Here is an 18,535-nt window from a genome sequence, read left to right as displayed (position 1 = left end):
GCAAAGCCATTTAAATGGACAAAGCCCGCCGGTCAAATCTTGGCTTCCGTAGAGCGTGCAAAACAATCGTTACAGAATTAACCGCATGGACCACTAGTGAATTTACGAAGCCGCCCATGATCTTTGGTTTAGACAAATCAAGAAGTTATCAAATAGTATGCGGTCTTTGAAAACCGAAAAAAGAAAGTGTGTTGGATGATATCCAACCAAAACTACCTGTTAAAGCTGAGCACTTTATAGATGCTTTGTACCAGCATACTTGTAAATAGGAACTATCGTATCGAAAACCCCTGCTCTCAAGCACTAGACGAAAACAACGCCGCCACCGCCAACAAAGTAGCCACCCAAATCCCACAAAGAATCTTCCAGAACAAAGACGCATCCCCTTTCTCAGTAGGATCTTCCCTTAGGTAATCCGGGTTGGGGTTAGCCAGATCGCGCATAAATTCCGTCAGGGTGGAATAGCGCTGTTCCAGGTCGATACTGCATCCGCGCTCCAGGGCGCGGTCGAACCAGATGGGGACTACCGGATTAAACTGGCTGGCGGTGCGGTAGCGCAGGCGTTCGAAGTCGGCGTGGGAGCGGCAGTTTTCAATTTCCTCGCCGTAGGGCAGTTCGCCGGTAAACATCTCGTAGGCAATAGTGGCGAGGGCATAGATATCGCCGCGAATACCGCTGTTGTGCCCAAGGATATAGTGGGGGTCGGAGTAGCTGGCGGTGCCCAGCGCTTCCGGGTGTTCCAGGGGGCGGAAAATCTCGGCACTGCCAGCTACATAGACTGAGCCGAAGTCGATAATTTTTACCCGCCCGTCGCCGTCGATCATGATATTGGCCGGGCGCAAATCCTGGTGAATGGTCTCCTGATCATGGAAGGCCTGAAGTCCGGTGGCAATCTCCTTAAGGATACGAAACGCTTCCGCCGGTTTGGGAAAGCGGTTATTGGTGATCCACTGCTCCAGGGTGCTGCCCTGCACATACTCCATCAGGTAATAGAGCGCGGTGCGTGGGCGGGTCTGGCGGTGCAGGCGCACTACTTGGGGGCTGCGAATACGCAGGCCTATCCACTCCTCCTGAATAAAGCGATCGATATAGTGGATATCGTCCTCGTAATTAACCGAGGGGGTTTTCATCACCAGGATTTCCCCGGTGGCACTGTCGCGCACCAGGTACAGCTGGCTGCGCTGAGAGGAGAACAGCTCCTGTTCTACCAGGTAACCATCCAATACCATGCCCGGTTCCAATTCCGGCGGGAAGGGCAGGCGGGTAAGCTGGCGGCTGTAGTCGTCCAGGGTGGTTTGTGGCAGTGCCTGTACCTTTACCACTAATGCGGAGAGGTTATCGTCACTGCCGTTTTCCTCGGCGAGGCGCACCAGGGTTTCTGCTTTTTCCTGCTCGCTTAAATGGGTATCCGCGAGCAGCTCACGCAGGAATTCCTCCTCGACAAAGTCGTGCACCCCATCGCTGGTAATCAGCAACACATCATTTTCGGCAAGGCTAAGCTGGCCGTAGTCCACCTGCAGACCGGTATCCATACCGAGTGCGCGTGACAGCATCTGCTGGCGGTGTGCCAGGGTGATGTTGTGGTCGCGGGTCAGGCACTTGAGAGTGTCGCCGCGCAGGTGATAGATACGGCTGTCGCCGATATGAAAATAGTGGGCGGTGCGGGATTTGAAAACCAGCGCTGAGAAAGTGCACAGGAAGCCCTTTTCCTGCTGGTGATAGTCGTGGCTCTTGCGGTACAACTTGCTGTTAATGGAGGCGAGGATTTTCTGTCCGGCGTGGGCCACCGACCAGGTGTCAGGTGCCTTGTAATAGTCCCTTACAAACTGCTCAGTGGCGGTGCGGCTGGCTAGGGCACCGGCCTCGGCAGAGCTGACTCCGTCTGCCAGTGCCGCAACTGCGCCCAGGTATTCCCGCAGGTGTGGGTTGTCCGGCCAGTGGTAGATGGCGGCATCTTCATTCTGCAGTTTGAGACCGGCGCTGCTGCACAGGCCGTGGCGCAATTGCGGCCCTTGAGGTGTGGCGCTTTCGCTGGTCTCTGTTAGGAGGGCGGGATTGGTTTCACTCACAGTCGCTCCCCTCTGGCAAATGGCGGAAAAAAAAGGGGGCCATGGCCCCCTTGTATTGTTGCTTGATCACTCCACGCTGATCAACTGCACTGTGCCATCCGGCAGCACTTCGGCAATATTGCCTTTCGGCTCCTCCAGGAACAAGCAGGCGAAGAAGATTACCGCTGCGGCGCCACAGATGATCAGGAAGAACTGGCTGTAGCTGACATAGGACAGGGCGGTGAGGAAGGTCACTGCACCAACGTTGCCATAGGCTCCGGCCATACCGGCGATCTGCCCGGTCATACGGCGTTTTACCAGGGGTACGATGGCGAACACGGCACCTTCACCGGCCTGCACGAAGAAAGAGCAGCACATGGTGGCGACTACCGCTGCGGGAATCCACCAGCCGCCGTTGATCTGGCTCAGCACAAAGTAACCCACTGCCAAGCCGCCGATCAGGAACATCAGGCTGCGACGGCGTCCCAGTTTGTCGGAGAAATATCCACCGGTGGGGCGGGCTACCAGGTTCATAAAGGCGAAGCCAGAGGCGAGCAGGCCGGCCTTCACTGGGCTCAACCCTTCAAAGGTTTCCAGGAAGAACAGTGGCAGCATGGAAACCACGGCCAGCTCTGAGCCAAAGGTGACGAAGTAGGCCAGATCGAGGATGGCTACCTGCTTGAAGTTATATTTCTCCAGCTCGGGCACGCCTTCGCGCAGGTGGTCTTTGTTTACGTTCCAGATCATACGGGTCTGGAAAGCGAACAGTGCTACCAGCAGTCCCCACATAATGTAGGTGGCATTTTGGCTCAGCAGGGCTACGCCGTTAGGAGACAGCTTGTAAGCCAGCGCCGCCAGTGCCAGGTACATGGGCACATTCATCAGCAGGTAGAAATAGAAATCCCGCATGCTGGTCACTTCCAGGCCGCCGCTCTTTTTCGGCTTGAAGTAAGTGGAGCCTTTGGGAGTGTTGCGGGCAACGCGGTAGTAGAGGATGCCGTACAGGCCTGCAATCACCCCGGTGAGGCCGAGGGCATAGCGCCAGCCGTCTTCACCGCCGAACAGCAGGGCGATGGTGGGCAGGGTTATGGCGCCTGCGGCGGAACCGAAATTCCCCCAGCCACCGTAAATACCTTCCGCCAGGCCGACCTGCTTGGCCGGGAACCACTCGCCAACCATGCGAATGCCGATCACAAAGCCTGCGCCGACAAACCCTAGCAGAAAACGGAATAGGGCCAGGGACTGGTAACTGTCCGCAGTAGCGAAACCCAAACAGATCACTGATGAGGTCATCAGCAGGCCACTGTACACCAAGCGCGGCCCGAGCTTATCCACCAGCATACCGATGATGATACGCGCGGGAATGGTTAGTGCCACATTGAGAATTAACAGGGCTTTCACCTGTTGGCTGGTGAGATCAAAAGCTTCCTTGATAAAGACCATCAGCGGAGCGTGGGAAAACCACACCACGAAAGTCAGGAAGAACGCAAACCAAGTAACGTGCAGCGTCTTTATCTTGGGATCGCCCCAATTAAATAAATTGAGACTGCTGGATTGACTCATGACTATTTTCTCCGACTTCACAGCAATTTAGAGGTGGATAGGGTCATGACCGATAGTATTTGAGCAGCGCCACAGGAAAAGCGCGCAAAGGGGGTAGCTTGAAGGTGGGAAGGTGCCGTGGCAGTGCGAGTTAATCCCTTTGGGTTAGCTTCGCCCGGCAGGTAGTGCCCACACATTGGAGGCAACTACCCCCATTGGGTTAGTCGTAAGAATTTACTGTTTCGATTGGCGGTTTTTGGGAGTAATTGTCGGCACAGGCCTTTTTGTGCATCTTGCAGACAGGTAGCCCTAACAGGCTTTTTAGCCCGCCATAATCCCGTGGCCGATATTTGAGTCGCAGGGCCACGCGAGGGTGAATTTTTGTGCTTGATAGGTAAAAAATTTTGCCGAAAAGCGAAGAAACTGGGAAAAATCTGTCGTGAAATATACACAGCAACTCGCTGGGCGCGCACTGATATTTGCTTCGGCTATGTTCGCCGCTAACTTTTCTGTGTGGACGCTCTACGCAGTACTGGGAGTAGAGATTCGCGGACAGCTTGACTTGTCGGCCACAAAGTACGGCATCTTACTCGCAGCTCCAATTTTGAGTGGTGCACTGTTGCGTTTTCCAGCGGGACTTTTAGTGGAATATTTTTCTGCGAAGAAGCTTATCCTGTTGCAAATGTTATTGCTGCTACCGGTGTTATTCCTATTGCCCTATATCGAAAGTTATGGCGCACACCTGCTGGCCGGACTGTGGCTTGGTATTTCTGGTGTGTCCTTCGTGCTGGGTATTCGCTATATCAGTCCGTGGTTCGAAAGGAGGCGGCAGGGCACAGCCATGGGCATTTTTGGTGCAGGCAATGCCGGGGCGGCCATCACCCTGGCCTTGGCACCGGCGGTCCAAAACTGGTTCGGGCGCGAGTGGATTGGGCCGGCGTATGGTTTTGGCATAGTAGTGATGATACTGCTATTCGAATTTTGTGCGCCGGAAGAAACACGCTACATGCGCAGCCGCGTCAGGGCAGATATTCGCAACCAATTAAGACCGCTGATTCAGATCAAGGTGTGGCGCTACGGACTCTATTACTATTTTGTTTTCGGCAGTTTTCTCGCACTTTTATTGTGGCTGCCCAATTACTACCTGTCGGTGTACAAAGTCAGTACGCCGGCAGCAATGGCATTAACTCTGCTGTTCGTGGCTCTGTCCAGTTCGGTGCGCGCTCTGGGTGGCTGGTTTGCGGATCGCTACGGTGCCCGAACAGTAAACTGGAGCGTTTTCTGGGTCTGCCTCGTGTGCCTCTTTTTCCTAAGTTACCCCCCGACCAGTATGACGATTCACGGGGTGGAACGGGATGTGCATTTAAATATCGAGGTGGGCATAGAACTGTTTACCCTGCTGCTGTTGGTGATCGGTATCGCCCAGGGATTCGGCCGCGCTTCCGTGTACAAGGCTCTGCACGATAACTACCCGGGGCATATGGGCAGTGTCGGAGGCACCGTGGCTACGATCGGTGCGCTTGGTGGTTTTACCCTGCCAGTCTTGTTTGGTATCGCGCAGGATTTAGTGGGTATCCACAGTGCCGCGTTTATGTTGCTTTACGGCGTACTCGCGATTTGTATGTTGGTGATGTATTTGGCTATCCAAAGGGAAGGTTATCAACAGCGCTTGGTGTTTGCCCGGCAAAATAACTTTTTGCACGATGCGGACAGGAGTTCCGCAACTTTGACTGATAGGTAGTGTTCGCTACCAACTTGGAATTACATCTGCGTAAAGGATAGGAGGTAAGTATTATTTCCGCTGAGAAAAACAGGCGGTTTCAACCCCACCTGAAAAACTGTAGTTTGTTACTGTCCACTTCGCTGTTGAAAAGGAAAAGCGTAATGACCATTTCCAAATTTCCTAAGATTCTCGGTGCTTTACTGTTGGGGGCCTGCAGCTCTGTCGCATTGCAGGCCGCTGCGCAGGATAGTGAAAATACCACTCTAGTCGATGCGCTTAAATCCGGTGAGGTCGGGTTGAACTTGCGCTATCGAGTAGAGATCGTCGACCTGGAAGGTTATGACCAGGACGGCATTAATGGAGATGCGACTGCGTCCACCTTAAGAACCCGTCTCAACTGGCGTAGTGGCGATTATCGAGGCTTTAGTAGTTTCCTCGAGATGGATGATGTCACTGCTGTTGGCAACGATAATTACAACTCCACCGTAAACGGAAAAACTAATTACCCGAAGGTTGTCGATCCGGATGGAACTGAGGTCAACCAGGCTTATATCCAATATCACGCCGATAACTCTGTCATTACCGCCGGCCGCCAGCGCATAAACCTGGATGGGCAGCGATTTGTAGGCGGTGTAGGCTGGAGACAGAATGAGCAGACCTATGACGGCGTACGCTATCAATATGGCAATGCCGAGAGCCTGCAGTTGGACTACAGCTATGTGTACAACGTAAATCGGATTTTTGGTGAAGACAGCCCTAATGCTGAATTCGAAGGTAATATTCAGCTGTTGCATGCCAGCTATCCGGTTATTGAGAACCACAAAATCAGTGGCTTCGTCTATAACCTGGATCTGGAAAATGCAGTAGATTTTTCCAGTCGCACTTATGGCGTGGATTACAAGGGCAAATTTGGTCCGGTAAAAGCCAACCTGAGCTACGCGCTCCAGACAGAGATTGGTGACAGCACCTTAGACTACAGCGCCAATTATTACTTGGCGGAACTGGCTACTGACCTGGGCCCGGTAACTGCAAAGGTCGGTTATGAAGTATTAGGTTCCGACAATGGTGTTGGCTTTAAAACCCCATTGGCCACCCTGCATAAATACCAGGGCTTCACCGACCAGTTCCTGTCAACTCCCGGTGATGGCGTCGAAGACATGTATATCGGCGGTGCCATGAAAATTGCTGGCGGTAAGCTGAATATGTCCTACCATAACTTCGAAGCGAGCGAAGGCTCTATGAGCTATGGACACGAGTGGAATCTGAGCTACGGACGCAAGATCACAGACGATATTTCCGCGCTGGTGAAGTACGCTTCTTACCAAGCTGACGAGTATCAGCTGGATACCGACAAGTTCTGGCTGATGGTGACTGCCAATTTCTGACAGGCTGTAATAACTCCATAGCGAGGCCCCCGGCTCCGGCCGGGGTTTTCCCCGCACCAGTCGAGAAACCTTCGTAGAAAAATTTTTTAATTTTAAGTAATTTCCTTAGATAAATTCCCGTTTTTTGGCGCTTGTTTACAGGCAAGTCTCCATTGTCACGAGCACAGAGGGAGTACCACCATTGCCCCGAGCATAAGTTGACCAGCTTGATACACTGACATCAATTTAAACACCGAGTCCCGGTGCCTAAACAGCGTGTTCGCTGCAGGGTGTCGGGACCGTGGCTGTAACGGCCACCAGGGTCGAGCGGGAAACTGCACGGCCTCCCGGATTTGGAAAGGCGTTTAATGTTACAAGACAGTTTCGGACGCAGGTTTTATTACCTGCGTCTGTCCGTGACGGACATTTGCAATTACCGCTGCAATTATTGCCTGCCTGAGGGCATTGGTTGCGGTCGCTCTCTCGAAGGTGAAAAGCCACTCACAGTGGACGAAGTGGCAACTGTGGTGCGTGCCTTCGCTTCCCTGGGCACGGAAAAAGTACGCCTTACCGGTGGAGAACCTTCACTGCGCAAAGATTTGGTGCCGCTGCTCGAGGCGGTGCGCGCGAGTGACCGTATTCGCCGTCTCGCCATTACCACCAACGGCTACCGCTTACCCAGCCAGATCGACGATTGGCATCGCGCCGGACTCGACCAGATCAATATCAGTATCGACAGTCTGGACCCGGCGCGCTTCCACCATATCACCGGCCATGACCGTCTCGACAAGGCACTTTCCGGACTGGAACGCGCCCTGGCACTCGGTGTGGATGCCAAGGTCAACGCAGTGCTACTGCGCGAGTACAATTTCTCCGAGTTGGATAATTTCCTCGCCTGGATACGTGAGACACCGGTAACTCTGCGTTTTATCGAGCTGATGCGCACGGGCGACAATCGTGAGTTTTTTGCCAGCAACCACGTCGCTGGTACCGACATCGAAACTATGCTCGTGCGCGAGGGTTGGCAGCAAGTGATTCGTACCCGTGATGCCGGCCCGGCGCGGGAGTACTTCCATCCGGATTATGCCGGGCGTATTGGTCTGATTACCCCTTATAGCAAGGACTTCTGTGCCAGCTGCAACCGCCTGCGGGTATCCGCCCAGGGCAAGCTGCACCTATGCCTGTTTGCCGACCAGGGTTTTGATATGCGCGAGATGATCGCCGCTGGCGATAGTGATGCCCTGGCTGCCCATATCCGAGAGCTGATCGGCGGCAAGAGCGCCGGGCATGAGCTGCATGAGGGTTTCACCGGCGCAACCCGCAACCTGGCAATGCTGGGAGGGTAAGGTCATGGGCTCGGTTGTCTCCAACAGTAAAACTCTCGGTATCGTGCTGGCTGGTGGGCGCTCCAGCCGCATGGGGCGCGATAAGGCCCTGCTCGCGCACCCCGAGAATGGCAACTTCCTTGAAAATGCCCGCGCGCTTTTGAGTGAGTTACCACTGCAGCAGGTGGTGGTTAGCGGGGCGCGCGATGGAGGTATCCCGGATCTGGTGGCGGACATGGGTCCGCTGGGCGGCCTGCACTCGGTAGCATTGCGAACCGGCGCCGCTGCAGCGTTGGTTATACCCGTGGATATGCCCCTGCTAAAGTGCGATGCGCTCGCTGAGCTTTTGGCTGAGGGTCAACGACGACAGCATCCCTGCTATTTCGATAATTTCTTTTTCCCTTTGTGGCTGCCGTTTAACGATGCTTGCCTCGACTATCTGCAGCGGGCTGTGAAGGGCGCGGTACGCAATTCAGTGAGCGCTTTGCTGTCCCACCTTTGTGCCCAGTCTATTTCCACGAAACACGCCGGCGACTGGCATCGCAATATCAATACGCCGGCGGATTATCTCGGCCTTACAACGCTGGATAAAATACCTGAAAACAATTTATTGAGAGAACACTGATTATGTCCGCACATGCCAGTAAAGAATTTGTGCCGCTCAATATCGCGGTGCTCACGGTTTCCGATACACGCAACGAACAGACCGATACGTCCGGCCAGTACCTGGTTGAGGCTCTGGGAGCTGCTGGCCACCAACTCGCGGATAAGCGAATTACTCCGGATGATATTTATCAGATGCGCGCGGTGGTATCCGCCTGGATCGCAGACCCCAAAGTGCAGGTAGTGTTGGTAACCGGCGGTACCGGCTTTACCGATCGCGATTCCACCCCAGAGGCGCTGGCGCCGCTGTTTGATAAAACGGTCGATGGTTTCGGTGAACTGTTCCGACAAATTTCCCTGGCAGATATCGGCAGTTCCACTGTGCAGTCCCGCGCACTCGCCGGCCTGGCCAATCGCACTCTGGTGTGCTGTGTCCCGGGTTCCACCGGGGCTTGTCGTACCGCCTGGGAGGGCATACTTCTGGAGCAGCTGGACGCGCGCCATAAACCCTGCAATTTCATACCCCATGTACGCTTTGCCAGCGCGCCCTGCGAGAGCCGGGGCTGATCCATGAGTAAGTTGACCCATTTGAACCAGCGCGGCGAAGCCAACATGGTGGATGTCACCGAGAAAGGTATTACCGACCGCAGTGCCCTGGCTGAGAGTTCTATCGGTATGAGCGCGGAAGCTTTTGCCCTGCTGAGTGAGGGTGCTCATAAAAAGGGCGATGTCCTGTCGGTAGCCCGTATCGCCGGCATCCAGGCCGCCAAGAAAACCTCGGATTTGATTCCTTTGTGCCACCCCCTGGCGCTGACCAAGGTGGCGCTGGAATTTGAGTTACAACCAGAAAAGCATAGTGTACACATCACCGCCTTTTGCCGCCTGGCCGGACGTACCGGAGTGGAGATGGAAGCCCTGACTGCGGCTTCGGTGGCGGCGCTGACTATTTACGATATGTGCAAAGCAGTGGACCCAGCCATGGAAATTGGCCCTACCCGGCTGCTGCAAAAAACCGGCGGCAAGCATGGCCACTGGCGTGGCGATGTGTCCGCGACGACTTAGGATTTGGAGAGGTACTCAGACATGGTCAAAATTCTGTTTTTTGCGCGTCTGCGGCAACAGTTAGGCACCGGAGAGATCACACTGGCAGACTTTTCCGGTAGCCTCGCTGCTCTGCGTGAAACCCTGTGTGAACAACACCCTGAGTGGGCTACCCACTTGCAACGTGATGATGTTCGAGCGGCACTAAACCAACAACTGGTGGATACCAGTACCGCTGTTGGCGCCGGGGATGAAGTGGCATTTTTCCCGCCGGTCACCGGTGGCTAATGGTGATTGCATGAAAGAAGTCGATCGTATTGAGGTGTGTGAAACACCGCTCAATGTAGCCGCGGAGTATGCGGCCTTGCAGGGCAACAGTGGCGATGGCGCCTGTGCCCTGTTTGTGGGGTCGGTACGTGACTTCAATGCGGGGAGAGATGTCTGTGGCCTAAACCTTGAGTACTACCCTGGCATGACGGAGAAGAGCCTGCAGGGGATTGCTCGGGATGCCCGCAGGCGCTGGCCTCTCGGGCGTGTAACCATTGTTCACCGGGTGGGCCCCATGCAGATCAACGATGAAATCGTCTTTGTCGGTGTCACCAGCCCCCACCGCCAAGCCGCCTTCGCCGCCTGCCAATACATTATGGATCGTCTTAAGACAGAAGCGCCTTTCTGGAAGCGTGAGGCAGTTGCAGATCAGGCCGGCAATGCCATTGAGCGCTGGGTAGAGGCCCGCGCCAGTGATGTCGCGGAGATGGAAAAGTGGTCCGCCGGCTGAGTTGGCTGCTGAGCGTTTTACTGGTGGCGTTTGCGCTGCCGGTGAAAGCGGATAACTGCAATTTGCGTGTGGCAGTGGCGGCTAGCTTTCGTCCAGCATTGGAACAGGTGCTGCCAGAATTCGAACGCCGAAGTGCCTGCACAATACAGCTCAGTAGCGGCAGCTCTGGAGTGCTCTATCAGCAGGTGTTGCATCGCGCCCCTTTCGATTTATTCCTGTCTGCTGATCGCGAGCGGCCCGAGCTATTAGAAAAGCAGGGCGGGGTACTGGCTGACAGCCGCCACACCTATGCACTGGGACTATTGGCTCTCTGGCACCCAAAATCAGAATGGGATATGGAGCAGCTATTGCAACAATGGCCCGACAAGATTGTGATCGCGGACCCCAAGGTTGCACCTTTCGGCACTGCCGCTCGACAGGCATTAGAGAGCCTGGGTCTGTGGGAGGAAAAACGAATACAACTGGCCCGCGCTCACAATGCTGGCCAAGCCTATTTAATGCTCGATTCCGGCAATGCGCGGATGGGGTTTGTCGCTGCCAGCCAGATGCGCGCCGCTGGGCGCGATCATTTCTGGCTGTTGCCCCAATACCTTTATAACCCTATTGAACAGCAGCTCGTGATCCCGCTGCAAAGTCGCCACCCGAAAGAAGCAAAGGCCCTCGCTAACTACTTGCGCTCAGCTGAAGTGCAAGCTCAACTGCGCCACCTGGGCTACGGTGTTTTACCGGCGCAGCGCGGAGGGCGTGAAATATGAATATCGCCGGAGCTGACTGGCAGGCGCTATGGCTAACCCTGAAGCTGGCCGGACTGACCACCCTGCTGCTGTTTATTATTGGCGTGCCACTGGCCTGGAAGTTGAGCCAGTGGCAGAGCCGCTGGCGCCACGGGGTGGAGGCGTTGATTACCCTACCGCTGGTACTGCCGCCCACTGTGCTGGGTTTTTATCTACTGCTGTTGTTTTCCCCAAACTATGCTCCCGGCCAGTGGCTCGCGCAGATCTGGGGGGGGCCACTGGTATTTTCCTTTAGTGGACTGGTGTTTGCCTCGGTAATTTACTCCCTGCCGTTTATGGTGCAGCCACTGCTGGCTGCATTTAATGCCAACGGCCAGCGCCTGACCCAGGCCGCTGTGGCACTGGGCATACCGCCCTGGGCTGCTCTCCTGAAAGTGCTGTTGCCCGCCAGTCGCGCGGCGATTGTGAGCGCCTGCGCACTGACCTTTGCCCATACCCTGGGTGAGTTCGGTGTAGTCCTGATGATTGGCGGGGCCATTCCCGGTGAGACCCAGGTAGTCTCCATTGCCCTCTACCAGCATGTGGAGGCAATGGAATACGGTGCGGCACACCGGCTGGCGCTGGTGCTGATGGGAATGACCACAGCGCTGCTTCTGCTGGCGCGCTGGCTGGGAAGAGTACTGGCGCCGCGCGGCTCCCGCACGGCAGAGACAGGGCCGGCAATGGGGGTATTGGGATGATGGATATTACCCTGCCACTTTTTGGGGACTCCGTCGGCACAACCGATACCAGCGGGCTCAGTGTGGATGGGCTGGTCAGCACGCTCAACGCTGCTACGCCGTGGCAGCTGAACCTGCCGGCCAGAGGCGTATTCGGTCTTACCGGCCCCTCTGGTGGTGGCAAGAGCACACTGTTGTCGGCCCTGGCCGGCCAGCGCCACTGCCATGGGAATATCTCTTTTGCCGGTACTGTCTGGCAGCGCGGTCGCCGCGCCCTGGCCACGTATAAGAGAGCCCTGTCCCTTGGTTTCCAGGACAGCCGCCTGTTTACCGGACAGTCGGTGTCGGACAATCTGTCCCTGGCCCAGCGCTATAGCCGCAGGCCATTGCCCAGAGAGGAGCGTGACGAGCTGCTGAGGGCCTTCGGTATAACCCCGTTGCTGCATCAGCCGGTGGAGTTGCTATCCGGCGGAGAGGCGCAACGGGTGGCACTGTTGCGCCAGCTTTTTCACAATGCGCCATTGCAGCTTTTCGATGAGCCGCTATCGGCGGTGGGCCGCACCCAGGTGATTCGCTACCTATTGCCCACGCTGCGGGATTTTTGGGCCCGTCATCCGGCCTTGGTGATCTGGACTAGCCACGACTTCGGCGAGATACAGTTATTGGCACAGCGCTGCCTATGGATGAATTGCGCTGATTTGTCGGAACCGCTGAGTTTGGCCGAAGTGGCCCGATTCCTGGATGGCGACGGCATGGGTGAGACCTGTTATAGCCGTATCGAAGCCGGGGTGGAATCCCTGCGCGATGGCCTGCTAACCCTGGACCTGGGCGGAGTTCCTATTTATGCAGATCGGGTTACTGGTCACTACCGCAAAGGTGATAGCGCGGCTTTTCTATTGGAGGCCGGCGATATCAGTCTCAGTGTGGAAAAACCGGGCTTGTCCAGCATCCTCAATTGCCTGCCAGTGACCCTGATAGGGAAATCAAACCTTGCCGATGGCCGCATACGCTTGCAATTAACTGCGGCGGAGCAGGTGTTTTACGCAGATATTTCCCGGCTCTCTTGCGAACGCTTACAACTGCGTGAAGGTCGTTCCTATTTTGCCCAATTCAAGGCCGGAAATCTCGCCGGTTTGTGACTGTTCATCTCGGCTCCGAAATTATTCCCTCTGCCAAAATACACTCATAAGTCTGCGGTGAAAGTGCCGCTCTTGCCCGAGATCGTGTAAGGCATGAATACCGATTACGAGCTTGCAGGGATGTATTTACCAGGGAGCTTGAGCTGAGATTGTGCTCTACCTTCTAGCGACCTTTGAAAATTATTTTGTGCAATAAAAAAGGGGAGGTTAAACCTCCCCGCAACTGCGGTTCCCCGCCTGTGAGACCAAACTAAGGATTGTAGTATTCGCCGTTCTTGCGCAGGTAGAACCAGTAGTTAACCACCAGGCATACCGCGTAGAAGATGGCAAAGCCTGCCAGAGCATATTCCGGAGTAGTGGCCTTGATTTGTTCACCGAAAACCTTGGGAATATAAAAGGCGCCGTAAGCGGCAACAGCTGAAGTCCAACCCAGTACCGGGCCTGCCTGTTCTTTCGGGAACACCATGGCAATTGTGCGGAAGGTAGAGCCGTTGCCGATACCGGTGGCGGCGAACAGTACCAGGAACAGCAGGAAGAAGGGCAGGAAGAACTCTTCAGGGGTTGCTGAACCGTAGGCGGCTTTCATGTAGTAGGCGACACCCAGGGCGCTACCTACCATCACTGCTGCGCAGATCTGGGTCACCAGAGCGCCGCCGATACGGTCGGAGATCCAGCCACCTACCGGGCGGATAAGCGCGCCGATAAAGGGACCCATCCAGGCGTACATCAGGGCGCTGGGGCCGTTGTTGTTGATGGTGTCGTGGGTCATAACCCCGTCCACCATTACATGGCTGTAACCAAAGATCACTTTGATAGCCAGGGGGAAAGCCGCAGCGAAACCGATAAAGCTGCCGAAGGTCATGGTGTAGATCACACTCATCACCCAGGTATGCTTGTTGTTGAAGATACGGTATTGGCGTTGTAGGCTGGTTTTGATCTCACCGGGCAGCAGTTTCAAACCGAATACGGTGGCAGTGATTACCAGTACCAGCACGATTTCCTTGGGCACGCCCAAACCTGAACCGTTGGCGGCTTCAGGTAACAGCAACCACAGACCCACCACAGCGGTGAACAGGCCGATGCCCAGCATCATGGTCATCTTCACCATTGCGCCGAGCGAGCTGCCGACATCCGGGGTGACTTCCTCGGTGCGCAGGTTGTTCATGCCGAGCCAGCCAATAAAGGCCAGCGGTACCAGGAACAGCAGCCATACAAAACCGGCATTTTGAATCCACGCGTCTGAACCGGCCGGTACTTTGCCGATCAGGGAGCCTGAACTGCTTACCAGAGTCATGGGGTCGCCACCGGCAGCGCCGAAGGCACCGAAAGTCATGAATAGCGGTACCAGAATCTGCATGGTGGTAACGCCGAAGTTACCCAGACCCGCGTTCAGGCCCAGTGCCAGCCCTTGTTTTTCCTTGGGGAAAAAGAAGCTGATATTGGACATGGAAGAGGCGAAGTTACCACCACCGATTCCGGATAGCAGCGCCAGCAACTGGAAGACCCACAGCGGAGTTTCCTGGCTCTGCAGGGCAATACCGGTGCCGAGTGCAGGAATCATCAGCAGCGCAGTTGTAAACACGATGGTGTTGCGTCCACCAAACAGCCGGATAAAGAAACTGCTGGGAATTCGCAGCGTGGCCCCAGTGAGGCCGGCAATGGCCATTAGGGTGAATAGGTCGGCCTTGGCAATGGGAAAGCCAAGATTGAGCATTTGAACAGTAATAATGCCCCAGTAAAGCCACACGGCGAAGCCGCACAGCAAACTGGGAATGGATATCCACAAATTCCGGTTTGCGATTTTCTTGCCCTTGGACTGCCAGAACTTGCTGTCCTCTGGGGCCCACTCGTAGATGTCAGACACGGCGGCCACTCCTCCTCGAAATGATTCGTGCAGCCACTATGGGCCGGGGCTGAAGCCTGCTCAATTACCAACAGTAAGTAACCCCTTTGTTTTCGCGCGTAGTAGATACCTCTTTGTAGGTAAGCGCAGCGAATGGACGCTATGGTAAAGTCACTGTTCAGATTTAAACCAATTTCCACCATTGAAGCAGGACTCCCCATGACTTCCTCTGCCACGATAATGATGGTCGACGACCACCCCTTGTTCCGCAAAGGTCTCAAGCAGCTGTTTGCCATGGAGCCCAGTCTGGAGTTGGTGGCCGAAGCCAGCAGCGGTGAGGAAGCATTGGAACTGGCCAAACAGCACGAGCCGGACCTCATCTTGCTGGACCTGAATATGCGTGGCATGGATGGGTTGGATACCCTGCGTGCAATGCGGGCTGCTGATGTTTCCTCGCGTATCGTGATACTCACGGTTTCCGATAATAATGCCGACGTGGTGTCTTGCATCCGTGCCGGTGCCGATGGCTACCTGCTTAAGGATATGGAGCCAGAAGATATTCTTGACCAAGTAATCCAGGCCACCCACGGCAAGCTCGCTATCAGCCAGCGCCTGACCGAGATCCTCGCCTCCGCCCTGCGCAAACCTGACAACTCCGGCGCGGATACGCTTTCGACCCTTACCAGCCGTGAATATCAGATATTGAAGTTGATTGCCGATGGCCTCAGCAACAAATTAATCGCCCGGGAACTGGATATCAGTGATGCAACGGTGAAGGTGCACGTCAAACATCTATTGAAGAAATTGGGAATGCGCTCCCGCGTGGAGGCCGCTGTGTGGATGGTCAACCAGAAACGCCCGGAATCCCAGGACCGCTCCCACTGATCTACTCCATACCCAATCCCAAGGAATACAGTAAGAGTAACTTTCCATGCCCACCATTGATTGCTGTAGCCAGCCGGGCCTGATGCCCATCGAAAGCGCCCGCGAAAAACTCCTACAGGCGTTGAGCCCCATCAATGGTACCGAGATACTGCCACTGGCTCAGGCGAGTGGCCGGGTACTGGCCGAGGATGTCAGCTCCGGCGTCAACCTCCCGCCCTGCGACAACTCCGCTATGGATGGTTACGCTCTGCGCCATGAAGACTTGTCCAGCGGCTTGCCGCTGGAGCTGATCGGTAAATCCTTCGCCGGAGCGCCATTTGATGGAGTAGTGAACCCGGGCACCTGTGTACGCATCATGACTGGCGCCGCCCTGCCCGAAGGGGCTGATACTGTGGTGATGCAGGAACATGTCGATGCCCAGGGTGAGTCCATTCGTGTTAACTGCGAGGTTCGTCCTGGCGATCATATTCGTCGCTGTGGTGAAGATGTGGCCGAAGGAGCCGCCTTACTTAAGGCTGGAGAGTGTATCAGTGTTCCCCATATCGCCCTACTTGCCGCCGCCGGTGTTGGCACTGTCACTGTGGTGCGCAAACCCGTGATCGCACTTTTCTCCACTGGCGATGAACTGCGCCAGCCGGGGGAAGCCCTGGGTAAGGGGGATATTTACGATAGCAATCGCATAGCCTTACTGGCTGCCCTCGCACAGATGGATTTGAAAGTTTTGGACCTCGGCATACTGCCAGATAACAAACAATCCATTAGCGATGCCCTACAGCGCGCAGCCAAAGAGGCCGATGCCATCATTACCTCTGGCGGTGTTTCCGTAGGGGAAGCAGATTATACTCGCGAGGTATTGGAAGAACTGGGTGAAATTGGTTTCTGGAAAGTGGCGATGAAACCCGGCAAGCCTTTTGCCTTCGGCTTCCTGCAAGGGACGCCTTTCTTTGGCCTACCGGGCAACCCGGTTTCCGCCCTGGTTACTTTTTATCAGCTGGCCGTGCCCGCCCTGAGCATAATGAAAGGCGACCAGTGGAGTGGTCCACAGACCTTGCAGGCTCAGTTATTAAAACCTCTGAAAAAGAAACCTGGCCGCACCGACTTCCAGCGGGGTGTTTACCGCACTGATGGCAGTGGGGTATTGGTAGTGGAACCTGTTGGTACCCAAGGGAGCCATATTCTTTCCGGCCTGGCTGTTGCTAATTGCTTTATCGTGTTGGCGCGAGAGAGTGGCAGTGTGGAGGCTGGGGAGCAGGTAGTGATTGAGCCTTTGGGCGTGCCGTTGGGGTAGGGGAGGTTCACAAGCGGCAATTACGAGCCTCTGTAAGGTATAATAGACGCACAAAAACGCAATTAATTGCGTCATTTCTAGATAAATACTTTGTCAGCAGCGCTGTTACTGTGAAGGACTTTAAGCATGCCGCCTAAAACAGTTAGCCCATTTCAAATAAGCCTCCAACGCCGTATCATAAAGCGGATTCTTGGTTCGCTGCCTAAGAACGATTTATCAAGAGAGCGTTTTAAAACCTTGGTAAGTAAGTCTTTCCCAGTTGGGGAAGTTGAGGATATGTATTCGGAATCTTCCGATAAGGCATATCTTGTGATATCTATTGACCCGTGTTCCCCTTTAATCCGTGAAGTACCCAAGTCTTTCCCTGGGGCTATCCCTACACTGGCAGCAGCTAAAAAAGAGGCCAGAGCAATTATTCAAAAAGCAATTGCAGAGGCAGAACAGTCCCTTGCAGATGTTCGGCAAGTTGGTATCGAAAAGATAAACCATCTAAAACTATGAAAGAACATATCACTAATTTACAGGAATCCTATAAACTTTCTGAGCAGCAGGTTGAAGATGTCATTAGCCCCTTAGAAGTGGCTGCTCTTTTTGAAGCTGAGCGACTGGTCTGATCGGAGGGCATATGCTTTCATTTTATACTGGTACAGCCCGTGCGACAGTTGATGTTGATTTCATTATTGGTGGGGGACATTTCGATCGGGCTGCAAAAGCAGTTGAAGCGAACTATTCAGAACTTCGGTATAATAATAAGACCTTTCATGTAACTTACGACACTACGCGGAATGTCAAAGATCCAGAGCGAATCGATCTTGTACATGGTACTCAACCACTATTTCGTGAGGTCGTTAGCAATCATAGCGTGACCATAAGGGACGCTGGTCATGTGATTAAGTTGCCATCTTATGAAGCTGCTATGGCTCTAAAATATGGAGCAATAGTTTCTCCAAATAGGGGGGACAAGCGTAATATAGATGCTTACGATTTGGAGAGGCTGGCAAAAGCTAGGAAGACTTCAGATGAGCGAACCCTCAGCAAGCTTGGTAATTTAGTTTTCCCTGGTGGTGGGGATGAGCTAGTCGATGCAATCGCGGATATGAGGCTAGGGAAACCGGTTCGATTATAAATCTAAAGTGGAAGTAGAAAGTTCTGAGGGGGTTCCATTCAGATACCAAAAGTCGATTTTATCTGGCTGCGTCAGATGAATGAACAGGAAAGTTGGAGTTGAATATTCGTGCCAACTTTGCGGGCGATAAGCTAGTTTAATTCGCCTGCCACAGCTAAATCTAAAGGGATTAGAACCCTAAACGGAGATGGATGAGAGTTAACTACTTGTATTGTCAAGTGCTGGTCTTCTAATCCATCAGGCTATCCAAAATGATAGTGGTATAAATTGTTTGTTTTTGCTTGCTAACAAGTGCAATTTGCATCATTTTTTTAGGTAGTGTTCAGAATTCTGTGTCATTTCTTTACCATTAACAAAAAAGAGATGACCCATGACCA

The 18,535-nt window shown here is 54.3% G+C and carries 18 protein-coding genes and 1 riboswitch; of the genes, 15 read left to right on the top strand and 3 right to left on the bottom strand.

Translation table 11 applies throughout. The annotated features are described in order from the left end of the window. Positions 1–296 precede the first annotated feature (296 nt). Both ACCI49_RS20230 and ACCI49_RS20225 read right to left on the bottom strand, forming a co-directional pair. Positions 297–2,069 carry a bifunctional protein-serine/threonine kinase/phosphatase gene (locus tag ACCI49_RS20230; RefSeq protein WP_371841018.1) on the bottom strand — a complete coding sequence of 591 codons (1,773 nt, stop codon included), beginning with the start codon at positions 2,067–2,069 and terminating at the stop codon, positions 297–299. A gap of 66 nt (positions 2,070–2,135) precedes the next feature. After that, the gene (locus ACCI49_RS20225; protein WP_371841016.1) at positions 2,136–3,611 is read right to left on the bottom strand and encodes a NarK family nitrate/nitrite MFS transporter; all 1,476 of its coding nucleotides are present in this window, start codon (positions 3,609–3,611) and stop codon (positions 2,136–2,138) included. Between the two features lie 418 nt (positions 3,612–4,029). On the opposite strand from ACCI49_RS20225, the gene ACCI49_RS20220 reads away from it, so the two are divergent. From ACCI49_RS20220 to ACCI49_RS20170, 11 genes are all read left to right on the top strand, one after another. Continuing rightward, positions 4,030–5,331, top strand: a complete 1,302-nt coding sequence (locus ACCI49_RS20220) for an MFS transporter (RefSeq protein WP_371841015.1) — start codon at positions 4,030–4,032, stop codon at positions 5,329–5,331. Between the two features lie 143 nt (positions 5,332–5,474). After that, complete coding sequence (locus tag ACCI49_RS20215; protein ID WP_371841014.1) at positions 5,475–6,698, top strand: alginate export family protein; 1,224 nt, start codon at positions 5,475–5,477, stop codon at positions 6,696–6,698. 218 nt (positions 6,699–6,916) lie between these two features. Continuing rightward, positions 6,917–7,057, top strand: a riboswitch (molybdenum cofactor riboswitch). Continuing rightward, entirely contained in the window at positions 7,046–8,023 is a 978-nt protein-coding gene (moaA, locus tag ACCI49_RS20210) for a GTP 3',8-cyclase MoaA (protein WP_371841013.1), read from the top strand. Its footprint overlaps the riboswitch before it by 12 nt. A 4-nt stretch (positions 8,024–8,027) precedes the next feature. Continuing rightward, a complete protein-coding gene (gene mobA, locus ACCI49_RS20205) occupies positions 8,028–8,627 on the top strand; it encodes a molybdenum cofactor guanylyltransferase (protein WP_371841012.1) in 600 nt (199 codons plus the stop codon). Positions 8,628–8,629: 2 nt separating this feature from the next. Beyond that, positions 8,630–9,172: a molybdenum cofactor biosynthesis protein B gene (moaB, locus tag ACCI49_RS20200; RefSeq protein ID WP_371841011.1), complete on the top strand. Its 543-nt coding sequence runs from the start codon at positions 8,630–8,632 to the stop codon at positions 9,170–9,172. Between the two features lie 3 nt (positions 9,173–9,175). Continuing rightward, positions 9,176–9,667, top strand: coding sequence for a cyclic pyranopterin monophosphate synthase MoaC (gene moaC / locus ACCI49_RS20195; RefSeq protein WP_371841009.1), 492 nt, complete (start codon positions 9,176–9,178; stop codon positions 9,665–9,667). Between the two features lie 21 nt (positions 9,668–9,688). Next, on the top strand, positions 9,689–9,934 hold the full coding sequence (gene moaD / locus ACCI49_RS20190; RefSeq protein ID WP_371841008.1) for a molybdopterin converting factor subunit 1: 246 nt from the start codon (positions 9,689–9,691) through the stop codon (positions 9,932–9,934). 10 nt (positions 9,935–9,944) lie between these two features. Next, positions 9,945–10,424: a molybdopterin synthase catalytic subunit MoaE gene (moaE, locus tag ACCI49_RS20185; RefSeq protein ID WP_371841007.1), complete on the top strand. Its 480-nt coding sequence runs from the start codon at positions 9,945–9,947 to the stop codon at positions 10,422–10,424. Beyond that, complete coding sequence (gene modA / locus ACCI49_RS20180; protein ID WP_371841006.1) at positions 10,409–11,179, top strand: molybdate ABC transporter substrate-binding protein; 771 nt, start codon at positions 10,409–10,411, stop codon at positions 11,177–11,179. The genes moaE and modA overlap by 16 nt, the downstream gene beginning before the upstream one ends. After that, entirely contained in the window at positions 11,176–11,898 is a 723-nt protein-coding gene (modB, locus tag ACCI49_RS20175) for a molybdate ABC transporter permease subunit (protein ID WP_371841005.1), read from the top strand. The genes modA and modB overlap by 4 nt, the downstream gene beginning before the upstream one ends. Further along, entirely contained in the window at positions 11,895–13,016 is a 1,122-nt protein-coding gene (locus tag ACCI49_RS20170) for an ATP-binding cassette domain-containing protein (protein ID WP_371841004.1), read from the top strand. Before modB ends, ACCI49_RS20170 begins: the two co-directional genes overlap by 4 nt. 250 nt (positions 13,017–13,266) lie before the next feature. Here the strand turns inward: ACCI49_RS20170 and ACCI49_RS20165 are convergent, their stop codons facing one another. Further along, a complete protein-coding gene (locus ACCI49_RS20165; protein ID WP_371841003.1) occupies positions 13,267–14,880 on the bottom strand; it encodes an MFS transporter in 1,614 nt (537 codons plus the stop codon). Between the two features lie 132 nt (positions 14,881–15,012). Between ACCI49_RS20165 and narL the strand changes: the two genes are divergently transcribed. From narL to ACCI49_RS20145, 4 genes are all read left to right on the top strand, one after another. Continuing rightward, positions 15,013–15,744, top strand: a complete 732-nt coding sequence (gene narL / locus ACCI49_RS20160) for a two-component system response regulator NarL (protein ID WP_371841002.1) — start codon at positions 15,013–15,015, stop codon at positions 15,742–15,744. 46 nt (positions 15,745–15,790) lie between these two features. Next, entirely contained in the window at positions 15,791–17,032 is a 1,242-nt protein-coding gene (gene moeA, locus ACCI49_RS20155) for a molybdopterin molybdotransferase MoeA (RefSeq protein ID WP_371841001.1), read from the top strand. A gap of 126 nt (positions 17,033–17,158) precedes the next feature. Further along, positions 17,159–17,533, top strand: a complete 375-nt coding sequence (locus ACCI49_RS20150) for a hypothetical protein (RefSeq protein WP_371841000.1) — start codon at positions 17,159–17,161, stop codon at positions 17,531–17,533. A gap of 124 nt (positions 17,534–17,657) precedes the next feature. Further along, the gene (locus tag ACCI49_RS20145) at positions 17,658–18,158 is read left to right on the top strand and encodes a nucleotidyl transferase AbiEii/AbiGii toxin family protein (RefSeq protein ID WP_371840999.1); all 501 of its coding nucleotides are present in this window, start codon (positions 17,658–17,660) and stop codon (positions 18,156–18,158) included. Positions 18,159–18,535: the final 377 nt, after the last annotated feature.

Source organism: Microbulbifer epialgicus (assembly GCF_041447265.1).
Taxonomy (GTDB): domain Bacteria; phylum Pseudomonadota; class Gammaproteobacteria; order Pseudomonadales; family Cellvibrionaceae; genus Microbulbifer; species Microbulbifer epialgicus.
This window is presented reverse-complemented; position numbering and strand designations above follow the sequence as displayed.